We start from the raw sequence: 20,169 nt of genomic DNA, 5'->3' as shown, positions 1-20,169 counted from the left end.
TGTGGCATGCCAACCTTTGCGTACGAAGCCCGCGATGCCGAGGGCAAGGTCAAGAAGGGCACGCTGGAGGCGACCTCGGACGAGGAGGCCATCGGTCGGCTGAAGTCCCAGAGCCTCTACCCGACCGCGGTCCGCGAGCAGAAGGTCAAGAAGTCGGCCGTGGCCGGCGGGCCCGAGGTCGCGGCCAAGAAGAAGCGTAAGGGTGGCGGCTTCAGCATCGGCGGCGTGAAGAAGAAGCAGCTGACGCAGTTCACGCGGCAGCTCTCCACGCTGCAGGACGCCGGCTTGCCGCTGCTCCGCAGCCTGCAGATCCTCGAGAGCCAGGCTAAGCCCGGCCCGCTGAAGAACGTGCTGATCGACGTGACCGACGAGGTCCAGGGCGGGGCGAGCCTCTCCGAGGCGATGGCCAAGCACCCGCGGGCGTTCAACCGGCTGTACGTCAAGATGATTGCCGCCGGCGAGGTCGGCGGCGTGCTGGACGTCATCCTGCAGCGGCTCAGCGAATTCATGGAGAAGGCGCAGTCCCTCAAGCGGAAGATCAAGGGCGCGATGATCTACCCGATCGTGGTGCTCTTCGTGGCCGTGGTCATCCTCGTGGTGATCATGCTGGTGATCGTGCCGCAGTTCCAGGCGATCTTCGAGGACTTCGGCGTCGAGTTGCCGGGGCTGACGATCTGGCTGATCGGCACCAGCAAGTGGATGGCGGGCACCAACCCGGGCCAGGCCTTCCCCGGCGCCGTGCTCTTCGTGGGCGGCCTGTTCGCCATCCCGTTCGTGTGGAAGCTGGTGCGGCTGGCCAAGCCCGGCCGGGCGCTGACCGACCGCATGGTGCTGCTGACGCCGGTGATCGGCGGCATCGCACGCAAGTCGACGGTGGCCAAGTTCACCCGCACGCTGGGCACGCTGATCACCGCGGGCGTGCCGATCCTGGAGGCCATCCGCATCACCGCGGATACGTCGGGCAACTCGGTGTTCGAGAAGGCACTGATGCGGGTGCACGATTCGGTCCGGGAGGGCGAGTCGATCGCCGTGCCCCTCCGCGAGAGCAAGACCTGCGAGCCCATCGTCGTGAACATGGTGGACGTGGGCGAGGAGACCGGCGAGCTGGACGTCATGCTGATGAAGGTGGCCGACAACTACGACGAAGAGGTTGACGTCGCGGTGCAGGCGGCGCTCAAGCTGCTCGAGCCGGTCATGGTGGTACTGATCGGCGTCATGGTGGGCACGATCGTGATCGCGATGTTCCTGCCGATGGTCGCGATGATCGAGTCGCTGAACGGAGGAGGCGTCTGAGCGGCCCGGGGCAACGCGTCGGCGCGGGGCGCACTGGGGAGGACGCCTTCGCGCCGACGCCGCCCGGGTTGCTCGGGCTCGCCGAGATCCGAGATCGAGTTCGCACGCCGCACGCCGGAGGCCCACGGAGCCGCATGAAGCCGCGCAGCACTACAAGCCGGACCGCGTTCACCATCGTCGAGCTGGGCGTTGCGATCCTCGTGGTCGCCGCGCTGATCGGGCTGCTGCTCGTCGGCGTTGCGCAGATCTCCAGGACGGCGCAGGCCGGTGCCGAGCGGCAGAACGTCGTGGCGCTGCGGATCGCCGTCGACCAGTTCAAGGCCGATTTCGGGTTCCTGCCGCCGCTCATGGAGGACGGCATCCTCTATTCGCGGAGCAACCCGCCGGACCCGACGGGCACGCCGCCGCTCATGGGCGCGCAGCTGTCGGTCTACGACCCCGGCGTGCCCGAGGACGTCGAGTTCCTCCGCCGGGACACCGGCACGATGGGGCCCGACCTGCGGTTCAGCGTGTACAGCCTGCCGACCTATCTCATCGGCGTGCAGGACTTTCCCGTGGACGGCTCGAGCGGCCCGCCGGTGGATGGCAAGGCCGGGCCGGGCTTCCGAACCCCGACGCGCTCGGGCACCTTCCGGACGCTGGGCGGCACGCTGACCGATCCGCTCTTCGACGTTCGGGGCGACTCCGAACGCCTGGTGATCGTGAACCCCGAAGAGGGGCGGGCCGAGCTGCGGGATCGCAGCGGCGTGCCCTATCGCTTCTACCGCTGGCTGCCCGACGAGCAGATCGGCGGCCCCGACCCCAGCAAGAGCGTGGGCGACCTGCTCAACGTGCCCGCGATGGTCGGTGATCCGGCCGAGAACGTCGAGCTGCGGGACGCGGGGTATGCGATCGTCGCGGCGGGCCCCAACCGGGTGTTCGGCGAGATGGACACCGAGACGGTGGACCGCGTGATCCGCGAAGTCGGCCGCGTGGGCGATGGCAGCGACGAGGCCTCGGAGGCCGCCGGCCGCGCCGACAACATCATCGAGGTGGGCAAGTGAGCCGGGCCGTGCATCGCGAGCGGGCGGACCGGGGCTTCACCCTGGTCGAGCTGACGCTGGTGATCATCATCATCCTGATCCTGGTGGCGATCGCCATCCCGGCGTACGGCTCGCTCACCTACAGCAGCGGCCGGAGTGGATCGGCCAGCGCCGTGCAGAACGCCCTCGAGAGCGCCCGCGACGCCGCCGTACGCGCGGGCCCGGGTCGGGATGCCGCCGCGATCTTCCTGGGCGGCGAGGACGGCCGGGTGCGGGCGGTCACGGGCGTGGTCGAGGCGCAGATCCTCGATGACGCGGGCGGCGTCGACGTGCTGCGTGACATCTTCGTGCCCGCGCCGGGGACCGAGGCGATCCAGTTGCCCCGCGGCTGGTCGGCCCGCGGCTACGCCCGCGCGGCGACGCTGGTCAGCAGCGTGTCGGGCACGCCCGGCACCAGGCCCGAGCTGGCCGACAACGCCGAGTGGTACGAGCAGACCTACACGTCGGATCGCGAGGACGGGCACTGGGTCTACCCCGAGACCGAGTTCTACGAGCGGGCCGAGCCCGACAGCGGCGCCGCCCGGCAGACGTTCATGGTTCGATTCGAGGGCGGCACCGGACGCTACCAGAGCACGGCGACCGCCAAGGCGTTGTACATAGAGCCCGCGCCGACGATCGCGTTCCGGCGCTCGGGCACGATCTACGACCGCTTCCGCGTGGACCGCGCCGAGGATCTGGGCCGCTTCGTGCGGCGGGTGCTCGCCGATCCATCGCTCTCGCAGAACGACCGCCGCGACCTGCTGGGCGATATCTCCGCCGACACCGTCCTCGTCGGCCCCGTCGGCCAGGTGGCGGTGTACAAGGAAGAGCGGCTGGCGAATTCGATCGGGGCGGACGGGCTCAACCGCGGCACCGATACGTTCTACCGGGCCATCGACGGCAGCGTCACCGACCCGGAGTACGACGTCGGCCTGTTCGGCGGCGTGGCCGACCCGGCCATCATCAACGCGCGCATCTCGCAGTGGATCCGGGGCAGTTCGCTGACGACCGGGGCGCTGCCCGCCTCCGAGACGTCCGACGCCCGCATCTTCCAGGTTTCCCGGTATCTGGGCTCGCCGACCGAGGTCGAGCGGCTGGTGGAGGGTCAATGAGCATGCGGCGTGGTTGCCTCCATCGCCGGCGCCGGGCCGTTCGGGTCGCGGTGGCGTTCTCGCTCGTCGAGGTGCTGCTGGCGATCTTCGTGCTCGGGCTCGGGCTGCTGGGCCTCGGCGCGCTGATCCCCGGCATCATCCGCGAGCAGCGGATCGCCTCCGATCGCTCGCTCGGCGTGATCGTCGCCAACGACGCCCGGGCGTACCTGCGGACGCGGGCTGATCTGAACCGCCTGGCGATTCCGCCGCGGGTCACCTCCGGATCCGGGCTCGGCACGTCGATGCCGGCGGGTGACTTCGATTACGGCCTGGGCGTCTGGCTCCGCGATCCGGACTGGTCGCGGACCTACCTCTGGGACGCCCTGAGCATCGACAAGGCCCTGTACGAGGACGAGGGCGTGATCCGGCTGGGCGACCCCGTGCAGGGCGTGGATCCGGCCCGCATCGGCCTGGCCGAGCGGCTCTACCCCGGGCCGTCTTCGGGGCTGACCGGCCCGCAGTTCGTGTGGGACTTCGTGGCGCGGCGGCTGCCGCCCGTGGAGGCCGACGGCTACGCGCTGCTGGCCGATCCGACGCTGCCGGTGCTCCCCACGACGATCCCCGGGCAGGCCCGCGCGGGCGTCGAGATCGCCGTCTTCGTGCGGCGGGTGGATACCGGCATCCGCGTGCAGCCCGGGACCACGCTCTTCGGCACGCTGCTGGATGCCAACCCCGTGCTGCCGGTCGGGCTGAGCCAGGGTGGCGGTCCCACCGGGACGGGCGCAGATCCGTCCGAGAACGAGATCTACGCGGTGCCGCTGACGCTGCAGGCGCAGTTCGATCCCACGCGGCCGGGCGTGCTCGAGCTGGAAGAGGACAACACGGTGCGAACTGGCGACCCCGGCGGCAACGTCTCCGAGCAACAGCGGCTGGTCTTGGCGGCGCAGATCGGCCAGCAGCTGGTGGACAACCTGGGCAACGTGTTCGTCGTCGATGAGCTGCTGTCGCTGGACGCCAACAGCGCGGAGGTTCGCGTGCGGCCGGCGGTGCCCTCGTGGGTGCCCCAGTCGCGAGTCGACACCGGCGCGAGCGATCCGCTCGACGAGCGGACGTGGTCGCACATCCGTCAGGTCGTGTTCGTGCCCCAGCCGCCGGCGGCGGTGCTGGTGTTCCGCACCGGGCCGACCGGGCGATCGGTGCTGTCGCCCTCGGGTTCCGGAGCGGGGAGGCAGCCGCTATGACGCGTGCACGCGCCTGGATGGCCCGGGCGATCCGGTCGGCATCGGGCTTCACGCTCATCGAACTGCTCGTGGCGGTGGGCGCCGTCGCGTTCGTGGCGGTGGGCATCGCCTCGGTGTTCGCGGCCGTTGGCGAGACGGTCTCGCGCGGCCGCAGCGTGAGCGCCCTGACGGCCTACGCCGCGATCATGGAGCGGCAGATGCGGGAGGACTTCGGGGCCATGTCCCGCGAGGGCTTCCTGCTCATCCGCCACGAGGTCGTCAACGAGGGCGAGCCGGTGCCGCTGTCCGCCGAACAGCCGATCGGCGCCTGGCGGCCGCGGCGGGCCGACGAGATCGTGTTCTTCACCGAGCGGCCCTCGCGATCGGCCCGCGAGCCGCTGGCGGCGGGCGTGGAGGCGGAGGGCTCGGCGACATCGCTCTACTACGGCATCGGCCAGCGGGCGCTGCCCGACCCCAACCCGCGGCGGTCGTACCTGCTGCCCGATGTCACCGACGAGAACACGACGACCATGGGCGAGACGCGGCTGGGTGCCGGCGACGGCGCCAACCCCAACCGCTTCGCCGGCGACTGGACGCTGCTCCGATTCGCCCGCGTGCTGGTGCAGCCGGGCGGCGGCGTCGCGGATGTGCCGGCCATCCCGACCTCGCTGCAGGCCTCCGCGGGGGACAGCCGGCTGCAGATCGGGCTCCAGCCCGCCGCCGACAGCCTCTTCCGGTCGGTCAATCGGCTGGATACCGGCGGCTGCGCCTTGGTCTTCCCGGCGGTGCCGCAGCTACGGGCGGCCGCCCTGGGCCCGTCGCTGGGCGGCTCGAACGCCGGCGGGCCGCGGTTCTCGTCGGGCTTGGTGGACATCGCGACGACGGACCTCAAGGAGATCCGCGCGATCGTGCAGTCCTCGCCCGCCTTCCGCGATAGCAACGCCGATCCCGAGATCATCGCGCCGCCGTACGGCTACTTCACGCCGATCGATCTCGTGAATTGCGGCGACTACGAGACCAACCTGTCGCCGGTGGTGGGGCCCGTGGGTGTGCAGCAGGCCTGGATGCTGGACGCCCTGCCGGCTTCGAGCCACGAGCGGGTGCTGCGGCTCGACGACACGGGCTTGGTCGTTGGCGCGTTCGACGAGCCGGGCTACTCGAAGGTAGAGGTGCCCGTCGCCGAGCGGACACGGATGCGGTACGAGGACACGCCGCCCGACCTGCACACCGCGCTGGCCGAGCCCGTGGTCACCCGCCGCGCCATCCGCATGGCCGACCAGTACCAGATGACCTCGTCGGTGTTCATCCCGCGGTGCTCGGAGTTCATCGTCGAGTGGTCGTTCGGCAAGACCGACGACGACGGCGAGCTGATCTGGCACGGGGCCGAGCGGGAGATCGACTTCGATCGCGACGGCACGCCCGACCGGACGGTGCTGCCCTACCCGCAGTACGACGAGGAGGTCCGCGGCACCGCGCAGGAGTTCGCGGGCGGATACTTCCAGCCGTATCGGTTGCGCACCATCCCCGATGCCATGACAACGGGCGTCGGAACGACGGCGCGGCGGATCGTGGACGAACTGCGTATCGGCAGCCCGATTGCTCCCGTGCTCTCGGGCCAGTTCGCCGACGTGGGCGACGAGTTCTCCAGCTACCCGGTGCTGCCCGAGCTCATCCACGGCGTGCAGGTCGGAAGCGGCCTGGGCACCGCGGGCGACGAGTCACTCGTCTCCTACTTCGGGTACACGACGCCCTACTTTGATCCTGGCGATCCGGACGGCGACGGCGCCAACACCGACGCCGCACTCGAGGACACGCTGGAGTGGCCCTGGCCCGAGCTGATTCGCGTTACCGTGACGCTCGTCGACCCCGCCGATGATGCGGCCGAGCGCACGTTCCAATTCGTCTTCCCCACGCCGGCGAGCCCGGCGCCGTAAGTGCGAGGATGGTCCTAGAGGGGAGGAGTTCCACTATGCAATCCACGACGCTGCGCACCGAGGTCCTGCACGCCTTCCGTTCGAGGCGACACCACCGCCGCGGATCCACGCTGATCCTGGTGGTCGCCACGCTTGCGCTGCTGGCGGTGCTGACGGTGACCTACGTCAGCATCGGCGGGGGCGACCGCCGCATCGCGAGGGCCAACACCCGCAGCGCCGAGGTGGAGCGCCAGGCGCAGGCGACCGCCGACTACATCGGCCGCGTCGTCGGCGACGACGTGCTCGCGGTCTACTTCCAGGGCTTCGATCCGCAGGGCGAGCCGATCTTCGTCCGCGAGGCGGTCGACCTGCCGCGGACCGACCCGAACCGCACCATCGACGGCCAGCCCGTGAACACGGGCGTGCCCGAGCCGCAGACGGACTACTTCGGCCTGAAGCACACGCCCGCCGGTGGTCTGCCGCCGCTGCGGGCGTCGGACGATCCAACCGATTCCGCCCGGGACGTCTACGCGGACCTGCTTCCCTTCGGCCCCTCCGATCCCTTCCTGGCCGAGCACCAGCCGCGGTACATCCGGCCGATCTCCCAGGCCACGCTCGCCGATCCGCTGTACGACGAGCGGCGGGACTGGGGCAGCATCAGCAACTTCAGCCCGAGCGGGCTGTTCTCCAACATCCAGAACCTCCGCAACAACTTCGACGCCGAGCCCGGCCTGGGCACCGATTCGGACGGCGACGACCGCATGAGCGAGAACCTCTCGCTGCTGGACGACGCCGGGCGGCCGACCAACCAGCTGGCCTACGGCGGCGTGGCCAACCCGCGGATCCCGGCCCACTTCGACAGCTTGCAGATCCGCGCATACCGGCCGGCGGATCCCACGCTGCTGGACAATCCCCCTGCGGTCGACGATCCGGACTACCCGCCCATGCAGTGGGCCGACACCGATGGCGACGGCTTCCTCGATAGCCGGTGGATCGAACTGGTCGACACCACCGACCCGAACAACCCCTTCGGCGTCGTCCGCGGGGAGGGGCCGTACCGCTGGTTCGTCGCCGTGCGCTGCGTCGACCTGTCGGGCCTTGTCAACGTGAACACGGCGGGCGCCATCGAGGCCAATACGGCCGTGGCCGCCCTCGACGAGCAATCCCAGCCGAACAACCCCTACCGGCTCGGCATCTCGCCGGCGGACATCGATCTGCGGCGGCTGCTCATCCTGGAGAATGCCGAGGCGCTCTACGGCGAGTTCTACGACGCCGCGGAGCAGGCGCCCGCGGGCGCGCAGGATTATGGCGCCTACGACAACTTCGGCCTGGCCGTGGACATCGGCGATGCGGGCTTCGACGGGCTCCGCGCCGCGCTCGACGCCGCGGCCGTGTCGCCCGGCCCACTGGTTGCCCTGCCCGATGTCACCGCCCAGGATCGCCGCAACCTGTTCCAGCAGGTGCGATCCGAGGGCTCGCGGGTCATCCGCCGGACGGCCGGGCTGGCCCGCTATCGCGTGTTCGGCGCCGACGACCTGGCCGAGCTGCTGACCTACCGCGGATTGAACGACCCCGCGATCACGTCGGACCTCGAGCGCGCGGTGGACGGCCGCGGGACGGTGGCCCAGTTCGGGCCGCTCCGCAGCAATCGCTCGCTGCAGTGGGAGCGGCGGATTGCCGACGGCGGTCCGCCGTCGTGGTCGCCGGCGCTCGCGCTGCGCGCCATCGACGTGCGGCAGCACCTGACCACCCTGAGCGGCGGCATGCCCCGGCTCTCAACGCCCGTGGACCTGGGCGGCGGCTCGCCCACGGCGGCCGAGGTCGCCCAGACGCTGCAGCGGCAGGTAGACGTCGACATCGCGCTCACGCCGGAGGATCCCGATCCGACCCTGGTGCAGGACGGCAACCTGTTGATCCTGCTGGCGGGCTTCGGGCCCGAGGATGAGCGGCAGCCCCATCCACTCTTCCGCACCTACGCCAACGCGCTCATGCCGTCGGCGGCCGAGGAGAACGCCTGGATCGACGCGGCCTGGGATACGACCTTCTTCGGCTTCGACTTCGCCAACAACACGGGTGACTGGCTCTTCCCGCTGCGGACGGCCGCCCACCTGACGGCCAACATGATCGACGCGTACGACGAGGACGACGAGCCGAGCGGTTTCACCGTGCTCACCAACGCGCAGAGCCGTGCGGACCTCGACTCGGACCCGGGCTTCATCGACGCGTTCCCCTGGTGGAGCGAGCCCAACGAGAGTGGCCGGCTGGATTTCGGTGATGCCCGCCTGCCGGATACGCCGCCGCCGGCGTTGTCCGCTCCGGTCGAGGCCATGAACATCTACGGCCTCGAGCGGCACCCGTTCATCACCCAGGTGGCGCTCTACAGCGTGTTCACCGATGCGGAGTCCGATCGTGCCGGCGGACCGGGCGACGACGACGGCATCTGCATGCCGATGGGTGGGGGAGGGGGGCCCATCTTCGCACCCTCCGAGGACCAGGAAGTCACGATCGATCTCGCGACGCAGGCCGGCAACCCCGATTACATCGGCCAGGTCTTTGCGGTGCAGGTCACCAACCCGTACGCATCCCCGGTGCAGGTCAACTCGGACTTCTTTGTCCGCTTCGGCGGCGAGCAATTCGATCTGCCGGTGCGCAGCATCGGACCCGGCGATAGCGTGACGTTTTACGCCATTACGGGTGGCGAGGCCGACTTCGTGTCGCGTGCGAGCGCCGCGGCCGTGAGCTTTGGTGGCACCTTCGCGGTTGGCGCCGGCGATGTGAGCGACTGGCTCGACGACCAGTTCACGACGCTTTCGGGCGTCCCGCGTGTGGCGTTCGGCTCGACGCCCAACAGCGAGGATTTCCTGGCGGGCGACCCGGGGGATGTTGCCGAGTCGGAGAATCGCCGCGTGACGCTCTGGCGCAGGGTCAATCGGACGGGCGGATTCACGACCGATATCCTGCTCGATCGCATCTCGGATCCCGCCGATTCCACGGTCCGGCCCACCCTCGACAGGCGGCCACCGGCGCAGCAGTTCGACGTCAGCGGGACCCTGGGCACGGCGGGCTGCGAGGATGGCACGGTGACGGAGGCCGGCGACAATACCGGCTTCTCGATGGTTACCTGGGGAACGATCACGCGGCCCAAGGGGGGCGTCGCCGCACCGCGTGGCGCCCTGCCGGCGTACGTCGTCGAGGTCGATGATCCGATCAATCCACTGAACAGCATCGCTACGGATGAGTTCGATCTCGGCGTGTTCAGCCTGAGCCAGGGCGACTTTGCGGCCCCGCCGCAGCTGCCGATGTCGCCCCGCAAGTCGTCGGCAGCGCAGAGCCTCGAATTCTTGTTCGATCTGCCGGCGAGCGCCTTTGCCGACAACATGCAGTACGCCGGTGCCGACATCGCGCGGCCGCTGGCTACCGATATCAACAGCGTGCCGGGTCTGCAATTCGATCCGGTCACGCCGGGCGGCCCCTCGCTCTACATCGAGCCGTTCCGCAACGACAACAGCGGCGAGGTCACGCTGTCGGGCAGCGACATCGACGTGCTGCGGCCGGGTGACTTCCTGGGCGTGCCGGCCTTCGGCCCGGTGCACTTCGCGGTGCCCGGCGGCGATCCGGAAGAGGGCTGGTACACCACGGGCGAGATGATGGGTCTGGTGCTGGGCTACGACGTCGCGAGCAGCCAGACCGGCATCCCGCCGGCGATGGCGGACCTGCTGGATCGCGGGCACCTGCCCCTCGACGCGGCCGCTCCGTTCGTGGACTTCAACATGCCGGGCATCTTCGATGGCGACGACGAGCGGCGGGGCCTGGGCATACCGCACGCGATGGCGCTGCTGTCGTCGATCAAGACCACGCCCGACGGCGTGGGCGATGCCCGCACGCCCGTCCTGGGCACGGTCAACGTGGCCACGATGACCGAGACCGTCGCCCGCGTGCTGCCTGGCCTGAGTCCCAACTGGGAGGACACGGTCGATCCGGCGCGGGCCTGGATGGTCGATGCGCTCGGCAACGTGCTGCACGATTCGCGGTCGGACGTCGCCGCGGGCGTGCTGGCCTACCGAGACAAGGCCAACTGGCCGACTCGCAACGGCGGAGACATCGCCTTCCAGGGCGCTGCAGCACGCGGCGACCTCGACGCATTCGATCTCGAAGGCCGCTTCGAGCAGAACGACATCGAGGCCATCCGTGAGCACGCAGGCCTGTTGTCGACGGGCGAGATGCTGGCGGCGCACAAGCCGTCGGCTCCGGGCCTCGGCACCATCGGTGGTTATGCCAGTCCTGACAACATCCGGCGGATGGCGTTGGATGGCGCATCGCTCGACGTCGGCGGCGTAGACGCCGTGCGCTACGGACCCAACGGCGGCGTCTCGGAGGCGGCGGCCGCCCTCGATGACGAGATCGTGAACGACTACGACGAGCAGTTCGCGCTCTTCAACGCCGTCGCCAACTCGACCTCCGTCCGCAGCGACTACTTCGCGGTCTGGTTCGTGCTCCACGGCTACGCCCGCGAGGATGTCGAGGGGCTCCGCGCCACCGATCCGATCGTGCCCTCGATCGCGAGGCGATATCTGCTCGTGCTCGATCGCACCGGCGTGACGCGAGCGGGCGATCGGCCGGAGGTCGTGGTCTTCAAGGAGATCCCGTTCTAGCCCTGGCTCTGCCGTGTGTTTGAAGCACTGTGGCGCTGCCTGGGGCCGTCCGCCGCCGCGGCATGCACCGACTACAGTTGTGCCCTCAGGGCGTAGCTCAGCTTGGTAGAGCGCCTGCTTTGGGAGCAGGAGGTCGCTGGTTCGAATCCAGTCGCCCTGATTCGAGGTGCGCCGCGAGCGAGCCGCTAGCTCGGCAGCGCGTCCTTCTCCAGATCGAACGAGCCGGCTCGCTGGATGACGGTGCCGCAGCTCTTGCAGGTCCGTGTCTCCTCGGGTCCGTTCCAGAAGTCGTCCATGATCTTGTGCAGGTCGCGGTCGATGTGCTCGAGTTCGAACTGGGCCTCGTGCACGAGCTCATCGTTCTTCGGGCAATACCACTGCAGGCGGTCTTTCTGTGGGTTGCCGTGCTCGTCGACGCCGCGCGGAAACTCGACGATGAGCCCGATGGTGTCGGCCGGCCGCTGCGGGCGGTGGGGCACCCAGCTGGGCAGCAGGAACATCTCGCCCTCACGGATCACGACGTCCTGCGCCGGGCTGCCATCGAGCGGCCGCACCCGCACGGCGATGTCGCCCTTGAGCTGGTAGAACAGCTCCTCGGTCGGGTTGACGTGGTAGTCGTTGCGGGTGTTGGGGCCCACCGAAACGAAGATGATCGCGTTCTCTGATTCGTGGGCGAACTGCTTGTTCATCACCGGCGGCGTGAACGCCTCGGGATGCTCGTCGACCCAGCGGCGCAGGTTGATGGTCGGAAACGCGCTCATGGGGGCCTCCTCTCGCCGCCGCGCGGGCCAGACGGCCGAATCGGCGGAAATTCGAAGGAGGATATCGGTCCCGCGGGGGCGAGTGCAACCGGGTGCGACCGCGTTGCGAACGAGCTTGCGCGTGCAGGCCACGCCGAGGCCCCGCGGCGGCGCCCGATCCGAGGGCGGCCCGCCCCCACGCGAGGGCCGAACCCCGCGGGCAGACGCCGCACGCCGGAGCCAATACACTGCCGCCCCAGCCCGGTGGTCGGGCGGGACCAGGACGCGGCTCGCCTAGGCCCACCGCCCGCGGATGCGGGCCCTCCGGCATAAAGCACCCCCGCCGCGAGTTCGCACCACCGCGTTCAGATTCGTAACGCAGAAAGGATCGGGTCTACCGATGGCCGAGAACCAGCCCCAGCAACAGGTCCAGCTCCGCATCGATGAGTCGAAGATGCACACGACCTACGCGAACACCATCCGCAGCTCGACGACCAACGACGAGGTCGTGCTCGACTTCGGCTTGAACATCCCGATGCAGGGGCCCGACAACCAGCCGGTGCTCAACTTCTCCATCGGAAGCCGCGTCATTACGAACTGGGCGGGCGCCAAGCGACTGGCGATCTCCATGGGCCAGCTCGTCCGCCAGTACGAGGAGCGCAACGGCGAGATCCAGCTGCAGCGCCCCCAGGCCGGCCCCGCCGCCGAGGACGGCCCCAAGCTCACCGAGTAGCAGCACCTACTAGCAAAGTTGCCCCGGGCCGGCATCCCGGCCCCATCCCTTGATCGCCATGAGTCCACACACGTCCGCCTCCACGTCTCGCTCCGACGCCGCCCAGCCGGCCACACCAGCCGCGACGGGCGGGCTGCCGGAGAGGGCGGTGGGCGCCGACGCCATTGCGCGCTTCCTCGCGAACCTGCTCGATCGCATGAGCGAGCTGGCCAACGCCGACCTCGGCGCGGCCTACATCGGCGGCGGCTCGGATCGCGAGGGCGGGCTGGCGGCCATGCACGAGCGGCCCGGCGCGCAGCAGCTCGCACAGCGCGTGCGCAACGACCCCGGCATGCTCGCCCGCTTAGCCCGCGTGGCCGAGCGGGCGATGGAGTCCGACGAGTCCGGCGTGGTGTCGGAACGGCTCGTTGCCGCCGACGGGCTGATGTACGACTCGGCGGCCACGCACGAGGCGCTCGGCGTGCCGCTGGTTGCCAACGGCCGGACCGAGGGCGCCTGCGTGCTGCTCGTGCCGCTGGCCCGGCGGGATTCGAGCGGGCTCGCGCGCACGTCGCTGCGGCTCGCCGCCGACGGCTTCGAGGCCTTCCTGTGGTCCCAGCGGTGCCTGGCCGAGGCCGAGCGTGCCGCCAAGCTCCGCGAGACGCTCGAGCTGCTCGATGCCGCCCAGCGGGGACCGGCCGCGCCCGCCATGGCCGCGCTGTTCTGCGACGAGCTGCGGCGGCGGTTCGCCTGCTCGCGGGTCAGCGTGGGCCTGGTGCAGGGGCATGACATCCGCGTGGTCGCCGTCAGCGGGGCGGACACCGTCGAGCGACGCAGCCCGGCGGTCGAGTCGCTCGAGGCGGCGATGGAGGAGTGCGCCGACCAGGACATCGAGGTCGTGTTCCCCCAGCCCGAGGGCCTCGCCGCCGCCGATCGCCGCGTCGTGCGAGCCCACGGCGACCTGAGCCAGGGCTTCGGGCCCTCCGCCATCCTCTCGCTGCCGCTCCGCGTGGACGGCGACCTGGTGGGCGTCGCCGTGCTCGAGCGAGCCGCCGACGATCCCTTCCCGCCCGGCTCCATCCCGCTCATGAGGCTGGTGGCCGAGTTCATCGGGCCGGCCGTGTGGACCCGTCGCCTCGCGGACCGCGGCATCCTGCGGGTCGTGCGGGACCGCATCCGCGACCTGGGGTCGGCCATCGTCGGGCCGCGGCACACGCTCGCCAAGGTGGTCGGGATCCTGGTGCTCGCGGTGTTCGCGGCCATGGCCTTCGTGCCCGTGCCCGCGACGATCTCGTCCGAAGCGGAGACCAAGGCCGATGCGATGCGGTCGCTCACGGCTCCGTTCCAGGGCTACCTGGAGTGGGTGGGCTTCAAGCCGGGCGATCGGGTGTCGGAGGGCGACGTTGTTGCGCGGATGGCGACGACCGAGCGGCAGCTGCAGCTCGCCGCCCTGGATGCCCAGCTCGCCGCCGCCCGCACCGAGCGGGAGTCCCAGCTCGCCCGCCGCGAGGTCGATGCGGCCTCGGTCAGCGAGCAGCGGATCCGCGAGCTGGAGCCCCAGCGTGCCATCCTCGCCCGCGAGCTGGAGCGCGCGGAGATCCGCGCGTCCATCGACGGGCGGCTGTCGGGCAGCGACCTCGAGCCGTTCATCAATGCCCCGATCTCGCCCGATATGCCGCTCGGCCAGATCGTTGGGATCGACAGCGTGATCGTCATCAAGGTCGGCGAGAACAACGTCGACGCCGTCCAGCAGATCCTGGCCCGTCCCGCCGACGAGCGGGGCGAGGCCGACGGCACCTTTGCGGCGCGGGCCCGGCCCGATGATCGCCTGCCGATCCGCGTGCTGCGGATCAACCCGCAGGCCGACGCCATCGCGGGCGGCAACGTCTATTTGGTGGAAGCCCAGCTCGTCGGCGATCGCCCCGCGTGGCTCCGCCCGGGCATGACCGGCCGCGCCCGCATCGACAACGGCTGGACCACGATCCTCTACCGGGTCGTCGATCCCCTGCTCGACCGGGCCCGCATGGCCTGGTGGTGGTAGGGAGGCGGGCGTGCGCGGGCGGGACATCGGCACCACCTTCAGCGACCTGTGGTACCGCGTGGCACAGACGCGGCCGCGGCTGAGCGTGCACGCGGACGTTGTCCGCCAGCACTTCGGCCCGACCGTCTCGTACATCGTCGAGGATCCCGCGAGCGGACAGTTCTATCGCATCAGCGAGAGCGCCCACTTCTTCCTGGGCATGCTCGATGGCCGCACCACGGTCGACGAAGCCTGGCAGGCCTGCAACGTGCAGCTGGGCGACGCCGCCCCCACGCAGCGGGAGGTCATCGAGCTGCTCAGCCGGCTGCAGCTCTTTGGGTTGCTCACGGGCGATGGCGCGCTCGATCCCGAGCTGCTGCACCGACGCCTGAGCAAGGCCAAGCACCAGAAGCTGCAGCGCCGCACGGGCAAGTGGATGTTCCCGCACGTGCCGCTGATCAACCCCGAGCCGCTGCTGCGTCGGCACGCATGGCTGTGCCGGGCGTTGTTCTCGCCGGCCATGGGTGTCGCGTGGACGCTGCTCGTGCTCGTGGCGCTCGTGCTCGTGTTCCTAAGCATGGATCGCTTCGGCGACTCGCTCAACCAGCTCGCGGCCCTCAACCCGCAGACCCTCGCGACGCTCGGCGTGATCTTTATGGCGCTGCGTGCGGTCCACGAGGCAGGCCACGCGATCGCGTGCAAGGCGTTCGGCGGCCGCTGCACCGAGATCGGGCTAATCCTGATCGCCTACGTGTTGCCGCTGCCGTACTGCGACGCGACGAGCGCGTGGCGGTTCGCGAACATCACGCCGCGGGTCATCGTCTCGCTGGGCGGCATCCTGGCCGAGACGGTCATCGCCGCCGTCGCCGCGATCTACTGGGCGCTGGGCAGCGATCCGCTGCTGGTCTCTATTGCGTACCAGACCATGCTGGTCTCGAGCGTGACCACGTTGCTGTTCAACCTCAACCCGCTGCTCCGCTACGACGGGTACTACATCCTCAGCGATGTCGCCGGTGCGCCCAACCTGGCGCAGCGATCCAGGGAGATGCTCAAGCATCTCGCCCAGCGGTACCTGCTGGGCGTCCGCGGGTCGCGCGGGCCGAGCTATTCGTCGACGGGAGAGGCGGTGCTCCTAGCCGTCTACGGCGCGCTTTCGGTTCCGTATCGGATCGTGATCGCCTTCGCGATCCTCCTGGTCATCGCCAGCCAGTACCTGACGCTCGGCGTGGTGCTGGCGGTGGTCGCGGGCGTCGTCTGGATGGTGTGGCCCGTGCTCAAGACGGCGGGCTTCCTGCTGAGCGATCCCAAGCTCGAGGGCCGCCGCGGCAAGGCCTGGGCGGTCACGCTCGGCGGGCTCGCGCTGCTCATCGCGCCGCTGGCGCTGTACCCGGTGCCCACGCCCGCGTACGCGGCGGCGACGGTTGAGCCCGTCCGCATCGCGGGCGTCCGGGCGCTCGAGGAGGGCTTCCTCAGCGAGTTCCTCGTCCGCCCGGGCGAGCGGGTCGAGCGGGGCCAGCTCATCGCCCGCCTCGAGAACCCGCGGCTGCGCGCGCAGAGAGATGCGCTCGACGCCCGGCTGCGGCAGGCCCGCGTGCAGGTGCGCAACACGATGACCGCCCGGTCCCCCGAGCGAGACCAATTCGAGCGGGCCGAGCGGGTGCTGGCCGACCAGCTCGCCACGCTCGACCAGCGGATCGCCGACCTGGAGCTCATTGCGGAGGTGTCGGGCCGGCTGTCGCCGCTAAGCGCCGAGACGCGGGCAGACCTCGAGTCCCGCGTGGGTGCGTTCATCCCTCGCGGAACGGCCCTGGCGCTGGTCGTCAGCGATGACGACCTCGTCGTCCGCGCGCTCGTGCCCGATCGCGACCACGCGCTGGTCTTCGGTGGCGAGGGCGACTCGCCCCCGGCGCAGGTGCGGCTCGCCAGCCGGCCCTCGGAGACCTTCGATGCCGCGGTGGTTCGCGTCGCGGCGGTGGCGTCCCGCACGCTACCGAGCGATTCGCTCGCCGCGCAGGCCGGCGGCAGCGTGGTGACCGACCCCCGCGTGACCGACGGGCTGGTAGCCCTCGAACCGAGCTTCCTGATCGATCTCAAGCTCGAGGGCGACGCCTCGGTCGCGGCCGCGGCGGGCGTCCGGGCGCGGGTGCGGCTGGAGGGCCCGGAGATGCCCCTGGGCCGCCAGTGGTGGCGGCGTGTGCGGCAGTTCTTCGAGAGCAGGACGTGGCTCTAGCGATCCGACAGGCGACGTAGCGTGCGCACACCAACCGTGCCAGCTCGGGCCCCGCAAGTCGCCGCCAGCGAGCGGCTGTGGTCGGCCCTCGCGCTTCGTGACGCCTCCGAGGAGCCGCTGAAGGGGCTCGATCGCGTCGCGGCCGGTTTGCAGGGCCGGGCGATCCGGAGGCGGTCGTCGCGGAGCGAGGCGCAGCGGGCCGCGGCCATCTTGGCGGCCGCCCGCGCGCTGCGGGACCACTCCGAGGCCGCGTTCGACCGCGAGATCGAGGAGATGCGTGCAACCGTGCGCGGGCTGCCTGCGCTCGCACCCGGCACGGACGGCGTGCACGCCGCATTCGCCATCGCGGTCGAGGCGGTGCGGCGATGCCTAGGGCTCACGCTGTATCCCGAGCAGGTGACCGGGGCGCTCGTGCTCTCGCAGGGCGCCATCGCCGAGATGGCCACCGGCGAGGGCAAGACGGTGACCGCCATCCTGCCGGCGGCGCTGGCGGGATGGACCGGACGCGGCGTGCACGTTGCCACGGTCAACGACTACCTGGCCAAGCGCGACGCGGAGATCTGCGGCCCCGTCTATCGACGGCTAGGGCTGCGGGTGGGCGTGCTGGGCGAATCGCTGAAGAAGCCCGAACGCCGCTCGGCCTACGACGCGGACGTCACCTACGGGGCCGACAAGCAGTTCATCTTCGACTTCCTGCGGGATCGCCTCTCCTCGCCGCTGGCTCCGAGCGTGACCACCTCGGTGCTGGACGACCTCTTCCCCGAAGAGGACGACCCGCAGCGCAGCCGGTGGCCGAGCGCCGTGGTGCAGCGGGGGCTGCACGTGGCGATCGTCGACGAGGCCGACAGCGTGCTGATCGACGAGGCCGCGACGCCCGCGATCATCTCTCTGCCGGCACCGGGCGGCCACGGCGAGGCCGCCCACGACCACTACCGCGTCGGCGTCGAGCTCGCGCGGGCCCTCGAACGCGGCCGGGACTACCGCGTCGACAAGCGGATGCACAAGGTGCACTTCACTCGCGCCGGCCGCGAGCGGCTGGCCGAGCTGGCCGAGCGATTGCCGCCCTTCTGGTCCGGGCCCAGGCGCCGCGAGGAGCTCGTCAACCAGGCGCTCACGGCCGTTGAGCTCTACGCCCGCGACGACGACTACATGGTCCGCGAGAAGGCCGACGACGCGGGCGAGGCACAGCGAGAGATCGCGATCGTCGATCGATCGACCGGCCGCGTGCTGGAGGGCCGCCAGTGGCAGCTCGGCTTGCACCAGGCGATCGAGGCGAAGGAGGGCCTCGAGCCCACCGAGCAGCGACACACCGCCGCCCGCGTTAGCTACCAGCGGTACTTCGGCCGCTATCGGATGCTCAGCGGCATGAGCGGGACGGCGTGGGAGGTCGCGCCCGAGCTATGGCGGACCTACGGCGTCCGGGTCGTCCGCGTGCCCACGCACCGGCCGGTGATCCGCAAGGAGCGGCCGGATCGCGTATCCTCCGGCGGGGCGCACAAGTTCGAGACCATTGCGAGCGACGCCCAGCGCGCCCACGCGGCCGGCCAGCCGGTGCTGGTGGGCACGCGATCGATCCGCGATTCGGAGCGGGTCGCCACGCTGCTCCGCGACCGCGGGCTGTCGTGCCGAGTGCTGAATGCGCGGCACGAGGCGGCGGAGGCGTCCATCATCGAGCAGGCGGGCGAGGCGGGTGCGATCACCGTTGCCACCAACATGGCCGGCCGCGGCACCGACATCAAGATCGACGGCGCGGCGCGGGACGCCGGCGGCCTGCTCGTGCTGGCCACCGACCGCCACCACGAGCGCCGCGTCGATCGCCAGCTCTTCGGCCGCAGCGGACGCCAGGGCGATCCGGGCGAGGCGAGGGCCTACGTGGCCCTGGACGACGAGATGGTCCGCCGCTACGGACCGCCGCCCCTCCGCTGGCTGGCGAGGGCTTGCCCCGAGCCGCTGCGGTCACCGCTGGCGAGGTTGCTCGTGGTGCTCGCCCAGCGGGCGGCCACGCGGCGGTGGCAGCTGATCCGCGAGGAGTCGGCCAAGATCGACGCCTGGGTCGATTACGCCTTCCACCAGCAGAGCCGATAGGCCGCCGGAGCACCGATCCGACGCCTTGCGTGCCCGCCGCGGATCATCCCCGCGGCAAGCGGGCGCTCGCCCCGGCCGATATATCATCCGGCGTGACCGCGACGGCCGACCACATCCGAGACATCTTCGAGCGCGACGGTACGACGGCGAGCTTCGAGTTCTTCCCGCCGCGTTCCGCCGAGGCCGCCGAGGGCCTGTTCGACGCCGTGCACGAGCTGGTGCCGCTGCGGCCGTCGTTCGTCTCGGTGACCTACGGCGCGGGTGGCTCGACCCGGGAATTGACGCGGGACCTCGTGCATCGCATCCGCCGCGAGAGCCCGCTGACGCCCATCCCGCACCTGACCGGCGTCTGCCACACGCCCGCGGAGGTCGAGCAGATGCTCGAGGGCTACGCGGCCGCGGGCGTGCGGAACATCATGGCGCTGGGCGGCGATCCGCCGGGCAACTACGACCAGTCGAGCGGCGACCCCTTCGAGCACTTCCGCCATGGCATCGACGTCGTACGGGCGATCCGGGGGTTCTCGGAGCGGCACCTCGAGCGGGGCACGCAGCTCGGCATCGGCGTGGGCGGCTACCCGGAGGGCCACCCCGCAACACCCAACCGTCTCGAGGAGATGGACCACCTCAAGGCCAAGGTCGATGCGGGCGCCGACTTCATCGCCACGCAGCTTTTCTTCGAGAATCGCGACTTCTACGACTTCCGCGAGCGGTGCGAGCTGGCGGGCGTCCGCGTCCCCATCGTCGCGGGCATCATGCCCGTCACGAGCGTCAAGGGCATGCGTCGGATGGCCGAACTCGCGGCGGGCGCCCGCTTCCCGGCGTCGCTGCTGCGGGCGCTGCGGCGGGCGGGCGACGACGCCGAGGCCGTCCGTCGCGTGGGCGTGCACTGGGCGACCGAGCAGTGCCGCGACCTGCTGGACCACAAGGTCGCCGGCCTGCACTTCTATACGCTCAACCGCTCGACGGCGACCCGGGAGATCTACCGCGCGCTGGGCGTGCGGGATTCGCGGGCCTTCGTCTAGAGCTCCTTTGAGCGCTCCGTAGCGGCCGTCCGGCCGCACACTCGCTCTCGTACCGCCGCGCCGGAGTGAATCCGGCGGGCCTGAGCTGACGCATAAGGCCCAACTACGATGAGGACGCTCTAGCATCTAG

Annotated in this window: 12 protein-coding genes and 1 tRNA gene; 12 read left to right on the top strand and 1 reads right to left on the bottom strand. The window is 70.6% G+C overall.

Annotated features, from left to right (window positions below):
• The first annotated feature begins 6 nt into the window (after positions 1-6).
• The 7 genes from AAFX79_03500 (at position 7) to AAFX79_03470 (ending at position 11,390) form a co-directional block, all read left to right on the top strand.
• A complete protein-coding gene (locus AAFX79_03500; protein ID MEO1007605.1) occupies positions 7-1,293 on the top strand; it encodes a type II secretion system F family protein in 1,287 nt (428 codons plus the stop codon).
• Between the two features lie 134 nt (positions 1,294-1,427).
• Positions 1,428-2,336, top strand: coding sequence for a type II secretion system protein (locus AAFX79_03495; GenBank protein MEO1007604.1), 909 nt, complete (start codon positions 1,428-1,430; stop codon positions 2,334-2,336).
• Positions 2,333-3,466, top strand: coding sequence for a prepilin-type N-terminal cleavage/methylation domain-containing protein (locus AAFX79_03490; protein ID MEO1007603.1), 1,134 nt, complete (start codon positions 2,333-2,335; stop codon positions 3,464-3,466). The genes AAFX79_03495 and AAFX79_03490 overlap by 4 nt, the downstream gene beginning before the upstream one ends.
• Positions 3,463-4,686, top strand: a complete 1,224-nt coding sequence (locus AAFX79_03485; GenBank protein MEO1007602.1) for a hypothetical protein — start codon at positions 3,463-3,465, stop codon at positions 4,684-4,686. The genes AAFX79_03490 and AAFX79_03485 overlap by 4 nt, the downstream gene beginning before the upstream one ends.
• The gene (locus tag AAFX79_03480) at positions 4,683-6,599 is read left to right on the top strand and encodes a hypothetical protein (protein ID MEO1007601.1); all 1,917 of its coding nucleotides are present in this window, start codon (positions 4,683-4,685) and stop codon (positions 6,597-6,599) included. The genes AAFX79_03485 and AAFX79_03480 overlap by 4 nt, the downstream gene beginning before the upstream one ends.
• Before the next feature lie 35 nt (positions 6,600-6,634).
• Positions 6,635-11,230: a hypothetical protein gene (locus AAFX79_03475; GenBank protein ID MEO1007600.1), complete on the top strand. Its 4,596-nt coding sequence runs from the start codon at positions 6,635-6,637 to the stop codon at positions 11,228-11,230.
• Between the two features lie 86 nt (positions 11,231-11,316).
• Positions 11,317-11,390 (top strand) — tRNA-Pro (locus AAFX79_03470).
• Positions 11,391-11,415: 25 nt separating this feature from the next.
• Here the strand turns inward: AAFX79_03470 and nbaC are convergent.
• Complete coding sequence (gene nbaC, locus AAFX79_03465) at positions 11,416-11,991, bottom strand: 3-hydroxyanthranilate 3,4-dioxygenase (GenBank protein ID MEO1007599.1); 576 nt, start codon at positions 11,989-11,991, stop codon at positions 11,416-11,418.
• Positions 11,992-12,370: 379 nt separating this feature from the next.
• On the opposite strand from nbaC, the gene AAFX79_03460 reads away from it, so the two are divergent.
• The 5 genes from AAFX79_03460 to metF all read left to right on the top strand — a co-directional run bounded on the left by AAFX79_03460 (position 12,371) and on the right by metF (position 20,039).
• The gene (locus AAFX79_03460) at positions 12,371-12,703 is read left to right on the top strand and encodes a DUF3467 domain-containing protein (protein ID MEO1007598.1); all 333 of its coding nucleotides are present in this window, start codon (positions 12,371-12,373) and stop codon (positions 12,701-12,703) included.
• A gap of 148 nt (positions 12,704-12,851) precedes the next feature.
• A complete protein-coding gene (locus AAFX79_03455; protein ID MEO1007597.1) occupies positions 12,852-14,723 on the top strand; it encodes a GAF domain-containing protein in 1,872 nt (623 codons plus the stop codon).
• A 10-nt stretch (positions 14,724-14,733) separates the two neighbouring features.
• Positions 14,734-16,932, top strand: a complete 2,199-nt coding sequence (locus AAFX79_03450; GenBank protein MEO1007596.1) for a PqqD family peptide modification chaperone — start codon at positions 14,734-14,736, stop codon at positions 16,930-16,932.
• Between the two features lie 36 nt (positions 16,933-16,968).
• Entirely contained in the window at positions 16,969-19,017 is a 2,049-nt protein-coding gene (locus AAFX79_03445) for a hypothetical protein (GenBank protein ID MEO1007595.1), read from the top strand.
• Positions 19,018-19,109: 92 nt separating this feature from the next.
• Positions 19,110-20,039, top strand: a complete 930-nt coding sequence (metF, locus tag AAFX79_03440; protein ID MEO1007594.1) for a methylenetetrahydrofolate reductase [NAD(P)H] — start codon at positions 19,110-19,112, stop codon at positions 20,037-20,039.
• Positions 20,040-20,169: the final 130 nt, after the last annotated feature.

Source organism: Planctomycetota bacterium, assembly GCA_039819165.1.
Taxonomy (GTDB): Bacteria; Planctomycetota; Phycisphaerae; order Phycisphaerales; family UBA1924; genus JAHCJI01.
This window is presented reverse-complemented; position numbering and strand designations above follow the sequence as displayed.

Coding starts and splice junctions, on each gene's coding strand:
- AAFX79_03485 (MEO1007602.1), top strand. CDS start 3,463: ATGAGCATGCGGCGTGGTTGCCTCCATCGCCGGCGCCGGGCCGTTCGG.
- nbaC (MEO1007599.1), bottom strand. CDS start 11,991: ATGAGCGCGTTTCCGACCATCAACCTGCGCCGCTGGGTCGACGAGCAT.
- AAFX79_03495 (MEO1007604.1), top strand. CDS start 1,428: ATGAAGCCGCGCAGCACTACAAGCCGGACCGCGTTCACCATCGTCGAG.
- AAFX79_03500 (MEO1007605.1), top strand. CDS start 7: ATGCCAACCTTTGCGTACGAAGCCCGCGATGCCGAGGGCAAGGTCAAG.
- AAFX79_03475 (MEO1007600.1), top strand. CDS start 6,635: ATGCAATCCACGACGCTGCGCACCGAGGTCCTGCACGCCTTCCGTTCG.
- AAFX79_03480 (MEO1007601.1), top strand. CDS start 4,683: ATGACGCGTGCACGCGCCTGGATGGCCCGGGCGATCCGGTCGGCATCG.
- AAFX79_03460 (MEO1007598.1), top strand. CDS start 12,371: ATGGCCGAGAACCAGCCCCAGCAACAGGTCCAGCTCCGCATCGATGAG.